This is a genomic window from Cronobacter turicensis (assembly GCF_041222865.1).
GTDB classification, from domain to species: Bacteria; Pseudomonadota; Gammaproteobacteria; order Enterobacterales; family Enterobacteriaceae; genus Cronobacter; species Cronobacter turicensis.
Window position 1 is genome coordinate 3,646,617 of the sequence record NZ_CP165997.1, and the last position, 16,310, is coordinate 3,662,926.

At 59.2% G+C, this 16,310-nt stretch carries 16 protein-coding genes; 10 read left to right on the forward strand and 6 right to left on the reverse strand.

Going from position 1 to position 16,310, the window contains the following annotated elements:
• Positions 1–12: 12 nt before the first annotated feature.
• From carA to AB8W27_RS17430, 3 genes are all read right to left on the reverse strand, one after another.
• A complete protein-coding gene (gene carA, locus AB8W27_RS17420; RefSeq protein WP_041923179.1) occupies positions 13–1,161 on the reverse strand; it encodes a glutamine-hydrolyzing carbamoyl-phosphate synthase small subunit in 1,149 nt (382 codons plus the stop codon).
• Positions 1,162–1,628: 467 nt separating this feature from the next.
• Positions 1,629–2,450, reverse strand: coding sequence for a 4-hydroxy-tetrahydrodipicolinate reductase (dapB, locus tag AB8W27_RS17425; RefSeq protein WP_012815252.1), 822 nt, complete (start codon positions 2,448–2,450; stop codon positions 1,629–1,631).
• A 190-nt stretch (positions 2,451–2,640) separates the two neighbouring features.
• On the reverse strand, positions 2,641–3,273 hold the full coding sequence (locus tag AB8W27_RS17430; protein WP_012815251.1) for a hypothetical protein: 633 nt from the start codon (positions 3,271–3,273) through the stop codon (positions 2,641–2,643).
• A 94-nt stretch (positions 3,274–3,367) separates the two neighbouring features.
• Between AB8W27_RS17430 and AB8W27_RS17435 the strand changes: the two genes are divergently transcribed.
• On the forward strand, positions 3,368–4,264 hold the full coding sequence (locus AB8W27_RS17435; RefSeq protein ID WP_012815250.1) for a LysR family transcriptional regulator: 897 nt from the start codon (positions 3,368–3,370) through the stop codon (positions 4,262–4,264).
• Here the strand turns inward: AB8W27_RS17435 and rihC are convergent.
• The gene (rihC, locus tag AB8W27_RS17440) at positions 4,261–5,178 is read right to left on the reverse strand and encodes a ribonucleoside hydrolase RihC (RefSeq protein WP_012815249.1); all 918 of its coding nucleotides are present in this window, start codon (positions 5,176–5,178) and stop codon (positions 4,261–4,263) included. The genes AB8W27_RS17435 and rihC overlap by 4 nt on opposite strands.
• Positions 5,179–5,272: 94 nt before the next feature.
• Here rihC and AB8W27_RS17445 point away from each other — a divergent pair, with 94 nt between their 5' ends.
• The 9 genes from AB8W27_RS17445 (at position 5,273) to AB8W27_RS17485 (ending at position 14,797) form a co-directional block, all read left to right on the forward strand.
• A complete protein-coding gene (locus AB8W27_RS17445; RefSeq protein ID WP_012815248.1) occupies positions 5,273–6,004 on the forward strand; it encodes a FadR/GntR family transcriptional regulator in 732 nt (243 codons plus the stop codon).
• A gap of 105 nt (positions 6,005–6,109) precedes the next feature.
• Positions 6,110–7,012, forward strand: coding sequence for a 2-dehydro-3-deoxygalactonokinase (locus AB8W27_RS17450; RefSeq protein ID WP_012815247.1), 903 nt, complete (start codon positions 6,110–6,112; stop codon positions 7,010–7,012).
• Positions 7,009–7,659 (forward strand): 2-dehydro-3-deoxy-6-phosphogalactonate aldolase, encoded by a 651-nt coding sequence (locus tag AB8W27_RS17455; protein WP_041923178.1) that lies wholly within the window; start codon positions 7,009–7,011, stop codon positions 7,657–7,659. The genes AB8W27_RS17450 and AB8W27_RS17455 overlap by 4 nt, the downstream gene beginning before the upstream one ends.
• A complete protein-coding gene (locus AB8W27_RS17460) occupies positions 7,659–8,522 on the forward strand; it encodes an SMP-30/gluconolactonase/LRE family protein (RefSeq protein WP_041923177.1) in 864 nt (287 codons plus the stop codon). Before AB8W27_RS17455 ends, AB8W27_RS17460 begins: the two co-directional genes overlap by 1 nt.
• Positions 8,523–8,546: 24 nt before the next feature.
• The gene (locus AB8W27_RS17465) at positions 8,547–9,971 is read left to right on the forward strand and encodes a sugar porter family MFS transporter (protein WP_041923176.1); all 1,425 of its coding nucleotides are present in this window, start codon (positions 8,547–8,549) and stop codon (positions 9,969–9,971) included.
• Between the two features lie 24 nt (positions 9,972–9,995).
• Positions 9,996–11,369 carry an MFS transporter gene (locus tag AB8W27_RS17470; RefSeq protein ID WP_041923175.1) on the forward strand — a complete coding sequence of 458 codons (1,374 nt, stop codon included), beginning with the start codon at positions 9,996–9,998 and terminating at the stop codon, positions 11,367–11,369.
• Positions 11,370–11,390: 21 nt separating this feature from the next.
• Positions 11,391–13,100, forward strand: a complete 1,710-nt coding sequence (ilvD, locus tag AB8W27_RS17475; RefSeq protein ID WP_012815242.1) for a dihydroxy-acid dehydratase — start codon at positions 11,391–11,393, stop codon at positions 13,098–13,100.
• The gene (locus AB8W27_RS17480) at positions 13,097–14,002 is read left to right on the forward strand and encodes a dihydrodipicolinate synthase family protein (protein WP_012815241.1); all 906 of its coding nucleotides are present in this window, start codon (positions 13,097–13,099) and stop codon (positions 14,000–14,002) included. Before ilvD ends, AB8W27_RS17480 begins: the two co-directional genes overlap by 4 nt.
• Positions 14,003–14,014: 12 nt before the next feature.
• The gene (locus AB8W27_RS17485) at positions 14,015–14,797 is read left to right on the forward strand and encodes an SDR family NAD(P)-dependent oxidoreductase (RefSeq protein WP_012815240.1); all 783 of its coding nucleotides are present in this window, start codon (positions 14,015–14,017) and stop codon (positions 14,795–14,797) included.
• 60 nt (positions 14,798–14,857) lie between these two features.
• Here the strand turns inward: AB8W27_RS17485 and ispH are convergent, their stop codons facing one another.
• Positions 14,858–15,808 carry a 4-hydroxy-3-methylbut-2-enyl diphosphate reductase gene (gene ispH, locus AB8W27_RS17490; RefSeq protein ID WP_012815239.1) on the reverse strand — a complete coding sequence of 317 codons (951 nt, stop codon included), beginning with the start codon at positions 15,806–15,808 and terminating at the stop codon, positions 14,858–14,860.
• A complete protein-coding gene (gene fkpB / locus AB8W27_RS17495) occupies positions 15,789–16,259 on the reverse strand; it encodes an FKBP-type peptidyl-prolyl cis-trans isomerase (RefSeq protein WP_004386255.1) in 471 nt (156 codons plus the stop codon). The genes ispH and fkpB overlap by 20 nt, the downstream gene beginning before the upstream one ends.
• Positions 16,260–16,310 lie beyond the last annotated feature (51 nt).

Genomic DNA, 16,310 nt, shown 5'->3' on the forward strand with positions numbered 1-16,310 from the left:
TCTTTCTCCCGATTATTTGGCGGTCTTACGATACTGCTCAATTAATTCGATAAAGTGGTCAAACAGCGGCGCGGCGTCATGCGGGCCGGGGCTCGCTTCAGGGTGGCCCTGGAAGCTGAAAGCCGGTTTATCCGTGCGGTGAATCCCCTGGAGCGTGTTATCGAACAGGGATTTATGAGTCACGCGCAGCGTTGACGGCATGGTCGCTTCATCCACCGCAAAACCGTGGTTCTGGGCGGTGATCATCACGCGGTTGTTGTCGATATCTTTCACCGGGTGGTTGCCGCCGTGGTGACCAAACTTCATTTTCACGGTTTTCGCGCCGCTCGCGAGCGCCAGCAACTGGTGGCCGAGGCAGATGCCGAAGACCGGCACGTCGGTTTCGAGGAATTTCTGGATAGCGTCGATGGCATAGTCGCACGGCGCCGGGTCGCCAGGGCCGTTGGAGAGGAACACGCCGTCCGGGTTCATTTTCAGGACGTCTTCAGCGGAGGTTTGTGCCGGAACAACCGTCAGGCGGCAGCCTCTGTCCACCAGCATGCGCAGGATGTTGCGCTTCACGCCGTAGTCATACGCCACCACGTGGTAAGGCAGCTCTTCTTCTTTTTTCGCTTCCGGCAGTTCGCCTGAAAGCGTCCAGCTGCCCTGCGTCCAGCTGTAGGCTTCAGTCGTGGTCACTTCTTTCGCCAGATCCATGCCGTTCAGGCCCGGGAAGGCTTTCGCTTTTTCCAGCGCCAGCGCGGCATCGACATTATCCCCTGCGATGATGCAACCGTTCTGAGCGCCCTTCTCACGCAGCAGACGCGTCAGCTTGCGGGTATCGATATCGGCAATCGCCACGATGTTATGGCGCTTCAGGTAAGAAGAGAGATCCTCGGTGTTGCGGTAGTTGCTCGCAATCAGCGGTAAATCGCGGATCACAAGGCCCTGGGCGTGCACCTGAGAGGATTCAGCGTCAGCGTCGTTGGTGCCGACATTACCAATATGAGGATAAGTGAGAGTGACGATCTGGCGGGAGTAGGAAGGATCAGTGAGGATTTCTTGATAACCGGTCATTGAAGTATTGAAAACGACTTCCCCTACTGCCGTACCTGTTGCCCCGATGGCCCGACCGTAGAATTGGGTTCCGTCTTCCAGAACCAACAGCGCTGACTTAATCAAAACGTCCTCCAGGGAATAAACAGTCAATTTATTTGCATATTAATTCAACCAGTATGGCTAAATCAACGCAAAAACGCCTGAACAGCGAATTTTTGGCAAACGGCGGCATTCTAGAGAGAACCCACAGGGAAGTCTACCTTAAAACGCACTTTTTATTGTTTTTTTGAGGGCTTTGATGAAAAGAGAAGAAATGACGGGTAAAAACCAAAGAAAACGAAGCGCAGAAAACGGTTGCTCAGCAAGAAAAGTAAAAACGAATCATAACACAGCTTTTAAAACGGACCAAACGGTCAAAATTCACAAACCGTTAACGGAAAAATGCTCATAAATACTATTTTTTGACGACTTAAATCAGGTTTACAGGTTAGATCGTTAAAAAAAGAAGAAATAAAAAAGGGCAATAAATTATTGCCCCTTCAATCATAAACTTATGATTGTAATAACCACATCACGATGGGTAATAAAAATCATAATCCATTCAAATTCAGCACATCTCGCATATCATAAAGGCCTGTTTCGCGTCCTTTTAACCAGAATGCAGATCTAACTGCGCCATTCGCAAACGTCATTCGGCTCGACGCTTTGTGCGTAATTTCGATGCGCTCGCCGATGTCGGCGAACATGGCGGTGTGTTCACCGACGATATCGCCCGCGCGCACCGTAGCAAACCCAATGGTGCCGGGCACGCGCTCGCCAGTGTGGCCTTCACGCGCATAGACCGCGCAGCTTTGCAGATCTTTATTCAGGGCGCCGGCAATCGCCTCGCCCATTGCGAGCGCCGTGCCGGAAGGCGCATCCACTTTATGGCGGTGATGCGCTTCAATAATTTCGATATCGGTGTAATCGCCCATGACCTGCGCGGTTTTTTCGAGCAGTTTCAGCATCACGTTCACCCCAACGCTAAAGTTGGCGGCAAAGACTACAGGGATCGCCGCGGCGGCTTCACGGATGGCCGCTTTACCGGCATCGTCAAACCCGGTCGTGCCGATAACCATGCCTTTACCGTGCGCGCGGCAAAACGCCAGGTACGCTAAGGTGCCTTCAGGACGCGTAAAATCGATAAGTACGTCAAAGTCATTTTTCACCGCCTCAATGCTGCTCTGGAGGGTTACGCCGGTCGCGCCTGCGCCCGCCAGTTCGCCCGCATCCGCGCCCAGCAGCGAGGAGCCTTCGCGCACCAGCGCGGCCCCCAGCGCCACGCCGTCCATCGCGAGTGCCGCCTGGATTAACTGCCGTCCCATACGGCCATTCGCTCCCGCGATCGCAACGCGGACCTGTGCTTCTTGCATAGTTATACTCTTCAGATTGCTTAGAAATCGTTCTCAGGTTAACCAGCCAGCCCGCAGGCTGCCAGCTGAAAACATGGATAATTAGAAATTTATGACAAAACGGCGGGGATATCAGTAAAAGGCGTGGATCACCTGATATTTTTAGGGTTATAGCAGGGTAATACGGCAGGCGCGCCGCCTGCCGCGAGCCTTAATCCGCCAGCTGATAAGCCACCAGCAACTGGCCTTTTTTCACTTTAATGCTGGTAAGCGTCACCTCGCCGACCTGGGACAACGATGCCACATGCGTCCCCCCGCAGCCGTAAACGGGCAGTTCGCCGAAGCGCACCTGCCGCCGCCCGTCAATGAAACCAACATAGCGCGGCAGGTCGGCGGCGATCCAGGCGGCGATTTTCTCGCTTAACGCGTCGGCGTCAGGCGCGTCTGAAGCCTGCGCCGGGGCAAACGTAATTTTCCCTTCGCCGGGCCAGTGGTGCGCTTTCACCGGCTGCCAGCCGAGCTGCTCGCCCGCATAACCAATCAGATGGCCCGCAGAGTGCCAGCGGGTATGACGCTTGCGCAGCGCTTCGTCGACCACAAGCGTGGCGGGGCCTGTCGCTACTGGCTGCGCCAGCAGATGAATGACCGTGTCGCCGCGGTTTTCCACGCGCAGCACCGGCGCGCCGTTTATCGTGCCGCTGTCAGAGGGCTGTCCGCCGCCCTGCGGGTGAAACAGCGTCGTATCCAGCTCGACTTCATAATCGCCCTGCGCGTTTTGCTCGCAGCGCAACACGTTCGCTTCGCCCTGTAGCGCGTCGCTCAGGTAGTACTCTCTGTGTGTCATCGTTGTCCTCCCGGTTCACCACACAGTATATTTATTATTCCCGCAGCGATAATCCTGCACGGCGACAACGAACCTTTGCACCAGGCGCACAAATATGAATTTAGCCCTTCTGCCCGATATCGCGGTTTTTGTTCAGGTGGTGGAGTCCGGCAGCTTCTCCGCCGCCGCGCGCAAGCTCGGCAGCACACCCTCTTCCGTCAGCCGCAGCGTCTCCCGCCTGGAGCGCGAGCTGGGCTGCAAGCTGCTGGTTCGCACCACGCGCAAATTGCGCCTCAGCGAGGCAGGCAGCGGCGTGTTTCAGCGCGCCGCCAGCATGATGGACGCCGCCCGTGACGTGATGGCTCAGGGCGGTACCGCCTCACAGGCGCCGCAGGGGCGCGTCACGCTCGGCGTGCCGAAAGCGGTAGGCCGCTTCGTGATCCACCCGTTGATGGAAGCGTTTCTGGCGCGCTACCCGGAAGTGGATATCTGTCTGCGCCTGGAAGACCGGTATATGGATCTGATTGATGACGAGGTGGATCTGGCGCTACGCATTACCGATTCCCCCTCCCCTGGGCTATACGGCAAACCGCTGATGCAGATAGACCATCTGTTGTGCGCCACGCCGGACTATCTGGCGCGCCACGGCACGCCGGAAACGCCGCAGGCATTACGCCAGCACAGCTGCATCAGCCTTGGCGAAACGGCGGCGGATGCGCGCTGGAAGTTTCGTCGCGACGGGAAAAGCGTGGTGGTGCAGACGCACGGGCGGTACGCCGCTAACCATACCGGCGTGCGTCTCGATGCCGTAAAGCGCCATCTGGGCATCGGCAGCCTGCCGCGCTTTACCGCCAGCGACGCGCTGGCGGCAGGCGAGATTGTTCAGGTGTTGCCGGAGTGGGAATTTATCAGCAGCTATTCCGGCAAGCTCTGGCTGCTGTGGTCGACGAGCCGCCATATGCCCGCCAAAATCCGGGCGCTCATCGACTACCTGACGGAAAGGCTCTGCTAAGGGGCCAGCATGAGCGTCTGCGCGACCCATTCACGAAACGCGGCCACATCGATACCGAGCGCAACCAGCGCATTCGCCGGTCGGTTTAACCGCCCTTCGATATCCACTACCGTGGCGCCCGCCGTGTAGTCGCCGCGCGTCTCCACCGCCACGAAGCAGGACCTGAGCGTGAACAGTTCAGGCTTAACCAGCCAGGCGATGGCGCAGAGATCATGCATACGCAGGCCCGTCGTCATGCTGCCGCTGCGGTAGTGGCTGAACAGCGCGTGCAGCATTTTCCCGGTGCGGTTAAGCGACGGCAGCGCGGCGAGATAATCCGGCGTGAGCACCGCCTGGTTGGTGACATCCAGCCCGCACATCACTATCTCAATGCCGCTGTCAAACACCCGCGCGGCGGCTTCCGGATCGATGGCGATATTAAACTCGGCGTTGGGGGTAAAGTTGCCGCGTCCTGAAGAGCCGCCCATCATCACCAACCGTTTGATTTTCGCTTTACACGCCGGGTAGTGCGTCAGCAGCAGCGCGATATTGGTCAGCGGCCCGATGGTGACGAGCGTCAGCGGCTCCGTGGCGGTCATCAGGCGTTCGTAAATGGCCTGAAACGCCGGAACGTCGAGCGTCAGCCGGTCATGTTCGACAAACGTGTAGCCTTCCATTCCCGATTCGCCGTGAACCGACGCGGCATCGCGCAGCGGGCGCGCCAGCGGTGTGGCGGCGCCCTGCGCCACCGGCACGTCCGCGTTCCAGAAATGCAGCAGCTGTAACGCGTTGCGGGTCGTTTTCTCCACAGACACATTCCCTGCGACAGTGGTGATGAGTTGTAAATCCAGCGCGGGCGAAAACAGCGCGGCGGCGATAGCCACGGCGTCGTCAATGCCAGGATCGGTGTCGAGAAGGATGGGAATGGCTTCCATAAGTGATTCTCCCTTATGCGTTTGTTAGCTATTTCGCTCGTGGTTGGCTTACTATGTAACACATCATCGTCTTCAAATTTAGCCGGGAATTGTCATGAAAGTTGCGCAGGCCAGTGTTTCTGAATCCGTTACCCGGCACCTTGCCGGGCGCATTATGCGGGGCGAGCTGGCGGCGGGTTTATCGTTACCCGGCGAAAACGAGCTGGCGGCCGAATATAACGTTTCCCGTACTTCTATCCGTAATGCGCTGGCGACGCTTGCGGCCAAAGGGCTTATCGCTATTCAGGCTAAAAAACGCAGCACGGTTAACGCCCGGGAGCAGTGGAGCCTGCTTGACCTTGACGTGCTGGGCTGGCTCGCCGAAGGCAAAGTCGATGCACAACTGGTTGAACAGTTAATGCTCACGCGCCTTATTTTTGAACCCAGCGTGGCGGCCCTGGCGGCGATTAACGCCGACGCGCACGATCTGGCAGCCATGGAAGATGCGCTGGGATTGATGCGCCGTGGGCAAACGGAAGCAGAAAAAGCGGCTTTTGAAGCCGGGGATATGGCTTTTCACCAGGCGCTGCTGCGTGCAACGCACAACCCGTTTTTGCTCGCGCTTGGCAATGCGCTGAGCGCCGCGATGATGCTTTCCTTTCGCCAGACGCTGGAAGCCGATGTGCGACTCACCCACACAGCCATCGATGAACACTTCCGCCTGTTTGAAGCCATTCGACTGCGACAGGTCGATGAGGCCAGGGTCTGTATGCGCACTATCCTGCTACATGCCGCCGGGAAAAGCATCTGGCAGGAACGCCCCGCTTTCGTCGATCGCATTCTCTGATTTCTTCGATCCTCTTCTGACGTAATTCCGATCCCTCTCACAGATTGTGGCTATTTTTTGCTCCATCCTTCTTGTATTACAAGATAACTAGGTTTGTACTACATCATGAGCAGGTACTGGATCGCCATCGACTGGGGCACGACCAACTTTCGCGCCTTTCTCCTTGATAAGCAAGACGTTATTGCCAGATCTTTTCACGACTGCGGTTTATTGTTCGTAGAGAAAAACGCCTTTGCCACCACGTCGCTACGCCACCTGGCGCAATGGCTTCAGGATTATGGCGCGTTGCCGGTTCTGATGGCTGGCATGGTGGGATCGCGTCAGGGCTGGCAGGAAGTGCCGTATGTCACCACGCCTGCCAGTACCGCGTCGCTGGCGGCGAAGGCGTTCCCGCTCGTCACGCCGTGGGGCGGTGCGACATGGATTATCCCCGGCGTCAGTTGCGTCAGCGCATTCGGCCTGCCTGACGTGATGCGGGGGGAAGAAGTGCAGTTGATGGGGCTTAATGCGCTGCATCCCGCGGCGCGCCATGCGGTCATTCTGCCCGGCACGCACAGTAAGCATGTTTTTATGCGTCAGGGCGCCATTACCCATTTTTCAACGTTTATGACCGGCGAACTGTTTTCAGTGCTGAGTGAGCACTCGCTACTCGGGCGCGATCTGCCGCCGCAGCATGAGGATCGGCTTAGTTTTCTCGCGGGGGTGGAGAGCGCTGAGCAGAGCGCGCCATTCAGCCATCTGATTTTTTCTGCCCGCACGCGACGGCTGGCAGGCGACATCGCCCCGGAGCATGTCCATAGCTATCTTTCCGGCCTGCTGATTGGGTATGAGCTGGCCGCGATGCCTGGCACCGACGATATCTGGGTAGTGGGCTCCCCTTCGCTCACGGCCCGCTACCAGCTTGCCGCTCCGGCGTTTCATCTGACATTACATGCCGCAGACGGCGACGCTTGCTTCCTTCGCGGTATGGCCGCCATCCGTGCCCTGCTTCGGGACACTCATCCATGACACCGACGGACTTTTATACCTGCTGGCAGCAGGAGACGCTGCCGCTTATCGCTATTCTGCGCGGGATCACGCCCGCCGACGCGCAACCCGCGGCAGAAATTCTGGTTAACGCAGGTTTTCACTGGCTTGAGGTTCCGCTTAACAGTCCTTCGGCGCTGACGTCCATCAGGCTGATGCGTGAGGTGGTGGGCGATAGCGCCAGAGTCGGCGCAGGGACGGTTCTAACCCCGGAACAGGTCGACCACGTGGCGAGATGCGGCGGACAGCTTATCGTCTCTCCCGACGGCTGCCCGGCGGTGATTCGCCGCACCCGCGAGCGGGGGCTGATAAGCCTTCCCGGCGTGATAACGCCCACCGAAGCCTTTAGCGCTATCGGCGCAGGCGCCAGCGCGCTGAAACTCTTTCCGGCAGAACAGATTACCCCGGCCATCGTGAAAGCCCTGCGCGCGGTACTGCCGCCACACCTCGTCTGTTTACCGGTAGGCGGCATTCAGCCTGATCCGACGCAGATGGGCGCTTATCGTCGGGCTGGCGCGGATGGCTTCGGGCTTGGGGGCGCGCTGTATCAGGCGGGGATGAGCCTGCACGATTTACGCCTGCGCGCTGGCGCGTTCCGGCAGGCCTGGCACATCCTGGCAGACGCGTGATGACGTACTTTCGCGGCGATCCCGTCCCCATTGGCGCCTGGCGCGCCCGGCTCGGCGAAACCCCGGTGTGGTGCGATCGCAGCGCCTCGCTGCTGTGGGTCGACATTCTGGCAGGCAAACTGCTGCGCTACTGGCCGTCAACGCAGCGCCTCACGATTCGCGATATGCCCCGCTTCACCAGCGCGGTATTGCTGACGACCCGGAGCGACCATTTTCTGGTCGTCAGCCAGACGGGCATAGGGATTTATGACTACGACCGGGCGCGCATGTCGCTGCTTCTGCCGTGGCCGGAAAGCGAAACCCGCACCCGGCCGAACGACGCGGCTATCGCGCCCGACGGCGCGCTGTGGTTCAGCACGATGGAGCCGCAGGCAGCGCAGGCCATCGGCCGCTGGTACCGCCTGGAGCCCGGCGCTACCGCGCCGCAGATTCTGCTGGCGCGGCAGTGGGTGCCCAATACCATGGTCTGGTATGAAGACGCGCAGTGGTTTGCCGATTCGCTGCGTCACCGTTTTTACCGCGCCGCGTTCAGGCCGCCTGAATTCACTCTTCTTCAGGAATATGAGGTCGAGGGCATTGCGGACGGCTCCGCCCTGAGCATGGATGGACATCTGATAAATGCCCGCTGGGGCGCGGGAAAGCTGGTTTGTCACGCCCTGCGCGCCGGGACGATGCGGGAAGAAGAATCCTTCGCGCTGCCGGTACTGCAACCGAGTAGTTGCGCCTTTGGCGGCGACACGCTCAGCGATCTCTACATCACCTCCGCCAGGGATGGCATCGCGCATCCCGGCCCGCTTGATGGCGCACTGTTAATTCTAAAAACAACGTTGACCGGCCAGCCTGAAAACCGTTTTCGGCTGTGATCCTTTTCTGACACGGGACCGATTATGACGACTTCAACACACTCTCACACTTTGAACCGGCAGGCGTTTACCGTCTGCTTTCTCGCGGCGCTCGCCGGGTTGCTGTTTGGCCTCGATATGGGCGTCATCGCAGGCGCGCTACCGTTTCTCGCGCGAACATTCGACCTTAACAGCCACCAGCAGGAAATTGTGGTCAGCGTCATGATGTTCGGCGCGGCGCTGGGCGCGCTGTGCAGCGGCCCGATGTCCTCCTCGCTGGGCCGCCGCAGAAGCCTGTTGCTCGGCGCCACGCTGTTTGTCGTCGGCTCGCTCGGCTGCGCGGCGGCAGGGAATATGCCAATGCTGGCGATAGCGCGCTTTATTCTGGGTCTGGCGGTCGGCGTGGCCTCGTTCACGGCGCCGCTGTATCTCTCTGAAATCGCCCCGGAACGTATTCGCGGCAGTATGATTTCGCTGTATCAGCTGATGATCACTATCGGCATTCTGGCCGCGTTCATTTCTGATACGGCCCTGAGCGGCGGCGGCCACTGGCGCTGGATGTTGGGCATTATCACCTTTCCGGCAGTGGTGCTGTTTATCGGCGTGCTGACGCTGCCGGAAAGCCCGCGCTGGCTGATGATGAAACGCCGTGATGCGCTGGCGGCGAGCGTACTTAAACGACTGCGTAACAGCGATAAAGACGCGCAGCACGAGCTAAACCAGATCCGTGAAAGCGTAAAAATAAAACAGCGCGGCTGGCAATTATTCCGTCACAACGCCCATTTTCGCCGCTCCACCGGCCTTGGCATTCTGTTGCAGTTTATGCAGCAGTTCACCGGCATGACGGTCATCATGTACTACGCGCCGAAAATCTTTGAAATCGCCGGATTCGCCACAACCCGACAGCAGATGTGGGGCACCGTGATCGCCGGGCTGACGAATGTGCTCGCCACCTTTATTGCGATTGGCCTTGTGGATCGTTGGGGCCGCAAGCCTGTCCTGAAACTGGGGTTCGCAGTGATGGCGGTTTGCATGGGCATTCTCGGCTTCATGTTTTACAGCGGGCTGCACAGCGCCGTCGGGCAATATCTGGCGGTGCTGATCCTGCTGCTTTTCATCACGGGTTTCGCCATGAGCGCCGGTCCGCTTATCTGGGTGTTGTGCTCGGAGATCCAGCCGCTGGCCGGGCGCGATTTCGGGGTCACCTGTTCCACGATGGCGAACTGGATAGCCAATATGATCATTGGCGCTTCTTTCCTGACGCTTATCGACACTATCGGTAGTCCGAACACCTTCTGGCTGTATGGCCTGCTCAATGTCGTGTGCATTGTTCTGACGCTGCTGTTTGTGCCGGAAACCAAAAATATCTCTCTGGAAGACATCGAACGCAACCTGATGAACGGCGCGCCGCTGCGCCTTATTGGTCAGCCTGTTGCGTCTGATGCTCCCCGCGCTGCGACCGCGCGCTAAGTTGCTCTCCTGGAGGTTAATGACATGCTTCTGACATCTGAAGATAAGGTCTATCGCAAAATAACCCGCAGGCTCATCCCGTTTCTGATCCTGTGCTATTTCTTCGCCTACCTTGACCGCGTCAACGTCGGTTTCGCCAAACTGCATATGCAGGATGCGCTGAACTTCAGCGACACGGTTTATGGCCTCGGCGCCGGGATTTTCTTTATCGGTTACTTTCTGTTTGAGCTGCCGAGCAATCTGCTGATGCAGCGCTTCGGCCCGCGTTTCTGGATAGCCCGCATTATGGTGACCTGGGCGGTGCTGTCGGCGGCGATGATTTTTATCAGCACCCCGACGCAGTTTTACGTGCTGCGCTTTTTACTGGGCGTCGCCGAAGCCGGATTCTTTCCGGGCATCGTCTTCTATCTAACGCTGTGGTTCCCTTCCTGGCGCTCCGCCCGCACGCTGGGGCTGTTTATTCTGGTCACGCCGCTCTCAACCATTATCGGCAGTCCGCTGTCGGGGCTAATTCTGACGCTGTTTGAGGGCGTGGAAGGGCTGCATAACTGGCAATGGCTGTTTCTTGTCGAGGCGATCCCCTCTTTTGTGCTGGCGTTTGTGGTGTTGCGCTATCTCGATAATGACGTGAAGGCCGCACGCTGGCTGAGCGAAACCGAAAAACAGGTGGTTATCGGCGATATGGCGAAAGACGCGCTGAACCGCGAGCGCGCCCGCCACGGCAGAGCCGATCGCAGCCTGAAAGATATGTTTAACAACGGCTATGTCTGGCTGCTGGCGCTGATCTTTTTTAGCTTCAACATCGGTTATTACGGCATTAATTTCTGGCTGCCGTCGATCATTAAAACCTCCGGCGTCAGCGACGATATCTACATTGGCTTACTCGCCGCGTTGCCGTATGTGTGCGGCGCGGTGTTTATGGTGTGGAACAGCCATCACTCCGATTTGAAGCAGGAGCGCCGCTGGCATATCGCCGTCCCGGCGCTCATCGGCGGCATTGGCCTTGCGCTGAGCGCCTGGTGCAGCACGTCCACCTTCTGGATGATGACGTGGATTTGCCTTGCGATGTCCGGCACGCTGGCGCTCATTCCCACCTATATCAGTCTGCCGGGCGCGATGCTGTCCGGCACCGCCGCCGCGGCAGGCATCGCGCTGGTCAATTCCATCGGCAACCTCGCCGGTTTCTTCGGCCCGACCGTACTGGGCTGGCTGAAAGACGCCACCGGCCGCACCGACACGGGGCTCTACATTCTGGCTGGCTTCCTGCTGTTGTGCGCGCCGCTGATCCTTGCCCTGCCCGCGCGTCTGGCGAACCCCAAAAAACGCCTTGCGGCATCTGAACCCCATGATGAGCAGTCTGACACTGCCCCTTCTGTCGATGCGACGGCACGTCGCTAACTGATGTAAAAGAGGATGACTATGAGCTGTAACGAAGGATGCGCCCACTGTAATACCCATTTTAATCCGATACTGGAAGGCGATAACGGCGCGCTGAAACGCGCGCTGTATAAATCGATGGGCCACACGGACGAACAGTTGCGCCGCCCGGTCATTGCGGTGGTCAACAGCTATACCAACGCCACCGCCGGGCATGTCAATCTGAACGAGCTGACGGCGAACGTTTTACAGGGCATCGATGAAGCGGGCGGCGTCGGGATGGTGTTTGGCACTATCGCGCCCTGCGACGGCATCGCCGAAGGGCATCTGGGCATGCGCTACATTCTCGCCGCGCGGGAAGTGATTGCCGCCTCGATTGAAACCATGGTGCGCGCCCATCGCTTTGACGGCATGGTGCTGCTCGGCTCCTGCGACAAAATCGTTCCGGCGATGCTGATGGCCGCCGCCCGTCTGGACATTCCGGCGATTATGGTAAACGGCGGGCCGATGTACCCGGCGCAATACCAGGGCAAGCACTGGGATGGCAATATCGTCACCGAAGCCATCGGCTGGAAGAAACGTGGAGAGATAACCGAGGCCGAGTTCGCCCACATCGAAAACATTGCAGAGCCCGGCCCCGGCTCCTGCACCATGTACGGCACCGCCAACACGATGTGCTGCATCGCTGAAGTATTAGGCATGAGCCTGCCGGGCAGCAGCACGCTACCCGCGATTTCAGCGCAGCGCCGTACCTGTGCGACAGAAACCGGGCGTCAGGCCGTGAAGCTGGTCACCCATGGCATGAACGCCCGCCAGCTAATCACCCCGGAATCCATCCACAATGCGATGGTCTATCTGCTGGCGACCGGCGGCTCGACCAACGCTATTTTGCATTTGCAGGCCATCCACTATGAAGCCGGGCTGGGCCATCTGCCGCTGGCGGCGTTTGACGCGCTCAGCCATCAGGTGCCGCTGGTGGCGTCGTTATATCCGGCATCGGAATACGACATGATCGATTTTCATGAGGCAGGCGGCGTACCGGCGGTGGAGCGGGAGATCGCCTCGCTGATGAAGACGTCCGCCATGACGGTTTCCGGGAAAACCAAAGCGCAGCTCATTGCCGCAGGCCATCGCAGCCCGCGCCCGGACGTTATTCATACCTTAGCCATCCCGGTGCGTAACGAGGCGGGCGTGGCGGTACTGCACGGCAATCTGTCGCCGCTGGGCTGCGTAGTGAAACCCGCTGCCGTTCCCGAGCATTTAATGATCTTCCGTGGCCCGGCCGTGGTGTTCAACAGCGAACAGGAGGCCGTGGAGGCCATTATGTCCGGCAGCATTCCGCCTGGCAGCGTGCTGGTGTTGCGCTACGAAGGGCCAAAAGGCGGGCCGGGGATGCCGGAAATGTATAAGCCGATGAAATGTCTGGAAGGCATGGGGTTATCTGACCACTGCGCGCTGATCACGGACGGGCGTTTCTCCGGCTCGAATCGAGGCCTGTTTGTCGGGCATATCTCGCCGGAAGCGGCCGACGGCGGCGCGCTGGGCCTGGTGAAAGACGGCGATGAAATCTCCATCCATATTCCGGATCGCCTTCTGATTTTACATGTGGATGACGACACGCTGGCCCTGCGCCGCGCCGTGTGGCAGCCGGTCTATAAGGAAGTCCCGCGCGGCTTTCTGCGTCTCTATCGCCGCTGGGCGCTGCCCGCCGCGCAGGGCGCCGTGCTGGCAGACCGGGAGGATGAGGCATGAGTAACGCTTATGACGCTGCCAGTATCGCAGGCGTAAATCCCATCGTGGCGATGCCGTTTACCGCGAACGGCGATATCGACGAGCGCAGCTTTGTTCGCTTACTGGAGCATCTCGCCGCGACCGGCGCGGATGGCGTCACGCTGTTTGGCATCGCCAGCGAGTTTCCCAAACTCAGCGACACAGAGCGCGATCGGCTGGCGCAGAGGTTTATCCATACGCTCTCCGGCAGCCCTTTATTTCGCGCCCTCTCTGTGACCGATCACAGTACCGAGCTGGCGGTAAAACGCGCCAGAGAGTATCAGGCGCTGGGCGCTGACGCGCTGATGTTGCTGCCCCCATTCTTCCTGCAACCTCGCCCGCAGGCTATCCAGGAACATATTTTCGCGGTGCTGGAAGCGGTAGATATTCCGGTGATGGTGCAGTACGCGCCGGGTGAAACTGGGTTGTCTGTCCCGCCGGAACAGCTGGCGGCCGTGGCGACGCGCTACCCGCACGCGGTGTTCAAAATCGAATGCAACCCGCCGGTGGAATATACCCGGGCGTTTCTCGCCGACGCGCCGCAGGCGGGCGTGCTCAATGGCTATGCGGGCCTGTATATGCTGCAAATGCTGGAGGCTGGCGCCAGAGGCGTAATGCCTGGCTGTTCGTTTACCGAAGTCTATGTGCGGATTTACCGCCACTGGCAGGCGGGGGAGGAAGCCGAAGCGCAGGCGCTGCATCAGCGGCTCCTGCCCTGGATCCAGCAGTGGATGAGCCATTGTGAGTACATCATCCAGGCGGAAAAAACGCTGCTGTACCGCCGGGGCATTATCGCGAGCGACTACTGCCGCCATCCAGGCTGGCCGCTGACGCAGGCCGATCGTCAGGCTATTGCCCGGCTTATCGAAGAATTTTCCTTGTGAGGGAATAACGCCATGACATTACGACAGACTCCGCGCGTGGTCATCGTGACCGGCGCCAGTCAGGGGATCGGCCACGCCATCGCCACTGTTTTTTTAGCGCACGGCGACCTGGTGATCGGCTGCGCGCTCCCGTCTTCTGAAAACGCGCCGCAGGTACAGACATTGCTGGCGGCCTGGCCCGGGCAGTTTTTTTACTTTTCCGTAGATATGACGCAAACCGGGCACATCCAGCAGTTTGTTGAGGAGGCGCTGGCACTGGCGGGACGTATTGACGTTGTGGTGTCGAACGCCGGGAAAAATGTGTTTGCAGGCGTCGATTGCAGCCTGGAAACATGGACGCATAATCTTGAGCTCAACCTGCGCTCGCACTGGTTTCTGGCGAAATGCGCGCGTGAACCGCTGGCAAAAAGCCATGGGGTGATGTTAATCATCACGTCTAACCATGCGTTTTCCACAATGCCAGGCTGCGCGCCTTACAACATCAGCAAGCGCGCCCTGCTCTCGCTGGTGCAGAGCCTCACCATCGAATGGGGCCCGGAGGTTCGTACCGTGGGCATCGCGCCGGGATTTATCGACACCGCAGGCAACCAGGCGTGGTTTGACAGCCACCCGGATGCGCAACGTGTGCGGGAAAAAACGGTACGTAAACATCCGGTCGGGCGCATTGGCCGCCCCGAAGAGGTCGGCGAGCTGTGTCTGTTTCTGGCAAGCGAGCGCGCCGGGTTTATTGCGGGCACCACTATCGTCATGGACGGCGGACGCAGCGCCCTGATGCAGGATGAAGACGAAGCCTGAATGAAAACGGGGAGCGCCTGGCTCCCCGTCTGTGATGTCATCGCTTCTCGCGCGTGAAATTTACTGCACTTCGCGCGCGTCGATGCGCAGCTCCTTCGGCACTTCGAACACGATGTTCTCTTCACGGCCGGTCAGCTCATGGGCATCGCTGCCGCCGAGCGCTTTGAGGCGCGTGATGACGTTCTGCACCAGAATATCCGGCGCTGAGGCGCCTGCGGTCACGCCTACACAGTCGGCGGTTTTCACCCAGGCTTCCTGAATGTCGTTCGCGTCGTCGATAAGATAGGCCGTTTTGCCCATACGCTGGGCCAGCTCCGCCAGACGGTTGGAGTTAGAGGAGTTTTTCGACCCGACCACTAACACTACGTCCGCCTGCTCCGCCAGCGCGCGCACGGCTTCCTGACGGTTGGTGGTGGCGTAGCAGATGTCATCTTTACGTGGGCCGACGATTTTCGGAAAACGGCTGCGCAGCGCGTCGATCACCTCGGATGTGTCATCCACTGACAGCGTCGTCTGGGTCATAAAGGAGAGATTATTTTCATCCTTCACGGTGATTTTCCAGACATCATCCGGCGATTCCACCAGGTACATGCCCCCTTCCGGGTTGCTGTACTGGCCCATCGTGCCTTCCACTTCCGGGTGTCCGGCGTGGCCGATAAGAATGGCTTCTTCGCCGCGGCGGCTGGAGCGCGCCACTTCCATATGCACTTTGGTCACCAGCGGGCAGGTGGCGTCAAACACCGTCAGATCGCGGCTTTTCGCTTCATTGCGAACCGCCTGAGAGACGCCGTGGGCGGAGAAAATCAGGATCGCGCCATCCGGCACTTCGCTGATTTGCTCGATAAAAATCGCGCCGCGCTCGCGCAGGCTGTCCACCACATAACGGTTATGCACGACTTCATGGCGAACGTAGATAGGCGCGCCGTAAATGGCCAGCGCGTTTTCCACAATGCTGATAGCGCGGTCCACGCCTGCGCAGAAGCCGCGCGGGTTAGCCAACAGGATCTGCATCAGAACTCTCCAGCGCCGGATCGATCTCCAGCACGTCTATATCAAAATGAAGGGTATGCCCGGCGAGCGGATGGTTGAAATCCACCGTGATGGAGTCGCCGTTGATTTCGCGGATGACGCCCGGCATTTCGCTGCCGTCCATTGCGGTAAAGAGCATGATAGCGCCGATGTCCGGCTCGCCCGCGTCGATAAACTCGCGGCGGGAAAAGTACTGGATAAGATCCGGGCTTGGCGTGCCGAAAGCGTCTTCCGGCAGTAGCGTAAACGCTTTTTTGTCGCCGGCATGCAGGCCGAGCAACTCGCGCTCCAGGCCCTGCGACAGCGAGCCGTCACCCAGGCGAAACAGCGCGGGTTTGCCGCTGTTGCGGCTGGACTCCGCTGTGGAGCCGTCTTCAAGCTTCAGCGTAAAGTGCACAAGCACCGCGCTGTTGCTCTGTATGGATGTAGACATGCAGGTTGCTCACTTATTTTGGGTCGTCTGTTTGCCCGGTGCGTTACGCTT

Excerpts from the sequence above, each read along its gene's own strand:
- AB8W27_RS17470 (WP_041923175.1), top strand. The coding sequence starts at position 9,996 with ATGCTTCTGACATCTGAAGATAAGGTCTATCGCAAAATAACCCGCAGG.
- AB8W27_RS17455 (WP_041923178.1), top strand. The coding sequence starts at position 7,009 with ATGACACCGACGGACTTTTATACCTGCTGGCAGCAGGAGACGCTGCCG.
- AB8W27_RS17435 (WP_012815250.1), top strand. The coding sequence starts at position 3,368 with ATGAATTTAGCCCTTCTGCCCGATATCGCGGTTTTTGTTCAGGTGGTG.
- AB8W27_RS17430 (WP_012815251.1), bottom strand. The coding sequence starts at position 3,273 with ATGACACACAGAGAGTACTACCTGAGCGACGCGCTACAGGGCGAAGCG.
- AB8W27_RS17450 (WP_012815247.1), top strand. The coding sequence starts at position 6,110 with ATGAGCAGGTACTGGATCGCCATCGACTGGGGCACGACCAACTTTCGC.
- rihC (WP_012815249.1), bottom strand. The coding sequence starts at position 5,178 with ATGGAAGCCATTCCCATCCTTCTCGACACCGATCCTGGCATTGACGAC.
- dapB (WP_012815252.1), bottom strand. The coding sequence starts at position 2,450 with ATGCAAGAAGCACAGGTCCGCGTTGCGATCGCGGGAGCGAATGGCCGT.
- AB8W27_RS17460 (WP_041923177.1), top strand. The coding sequence starts at position 7,659 with ATGACGTACTTTCGCGGCGATCCCGTCCCCATTGGCGCCTGGCGCGCC.
- ispH (WP_012815239.1), bottom strand. The coding sequence starts at position 15,808 with ATGCAGATCCTGTTGGCTAACCCGCGCGGCTTCTGCGCAGGCGTGGAC.
- AB8W27_RS17465 (WP_041923176.1), top strand. The coding sequence starts at position 8,547 with ATGACGACTTCAACACACTCTCACACTTTGAACCGGCAGGCGTTTACC.
- ilvD (WP_012815242.1), top strand. The coding sequence starts at position 11,391 with ATGAGCTGTAACGAAGGATGCGCCCACTGTAATACCCATTTTAATCCG.
- fkpB (WP_004386255.1), bottom strand. The coding sequence starts at position 16,259 with ATGTCTACATCCATACAGAGCAACAGCGCGGTGCTTGTGCACTTTACG.
- AB8W27_RS17445 (WP_012815248.1), top strand. The coding sequence starts at position 5,273 with ATGAAAGTTGCGCAGGCCAGTGTTTCTGAATCCGTTACCCGGCACCTT.
- AB8W27_RS17485 (WP_012815240.1), top strand. The coding sequence starts at position 14,015 with ATGACATTACGACAGACTCCGCGCGTGGTCATCGTGACCGGCGCCAGT.
- AB8W27_RS17480 (WP_012815241.1), top strand. The coding sequence starts at position 13,097 with ATGAGTAACGCTTATGACGCTGCCAGTATCGCAGGCGTAAATCCCATC.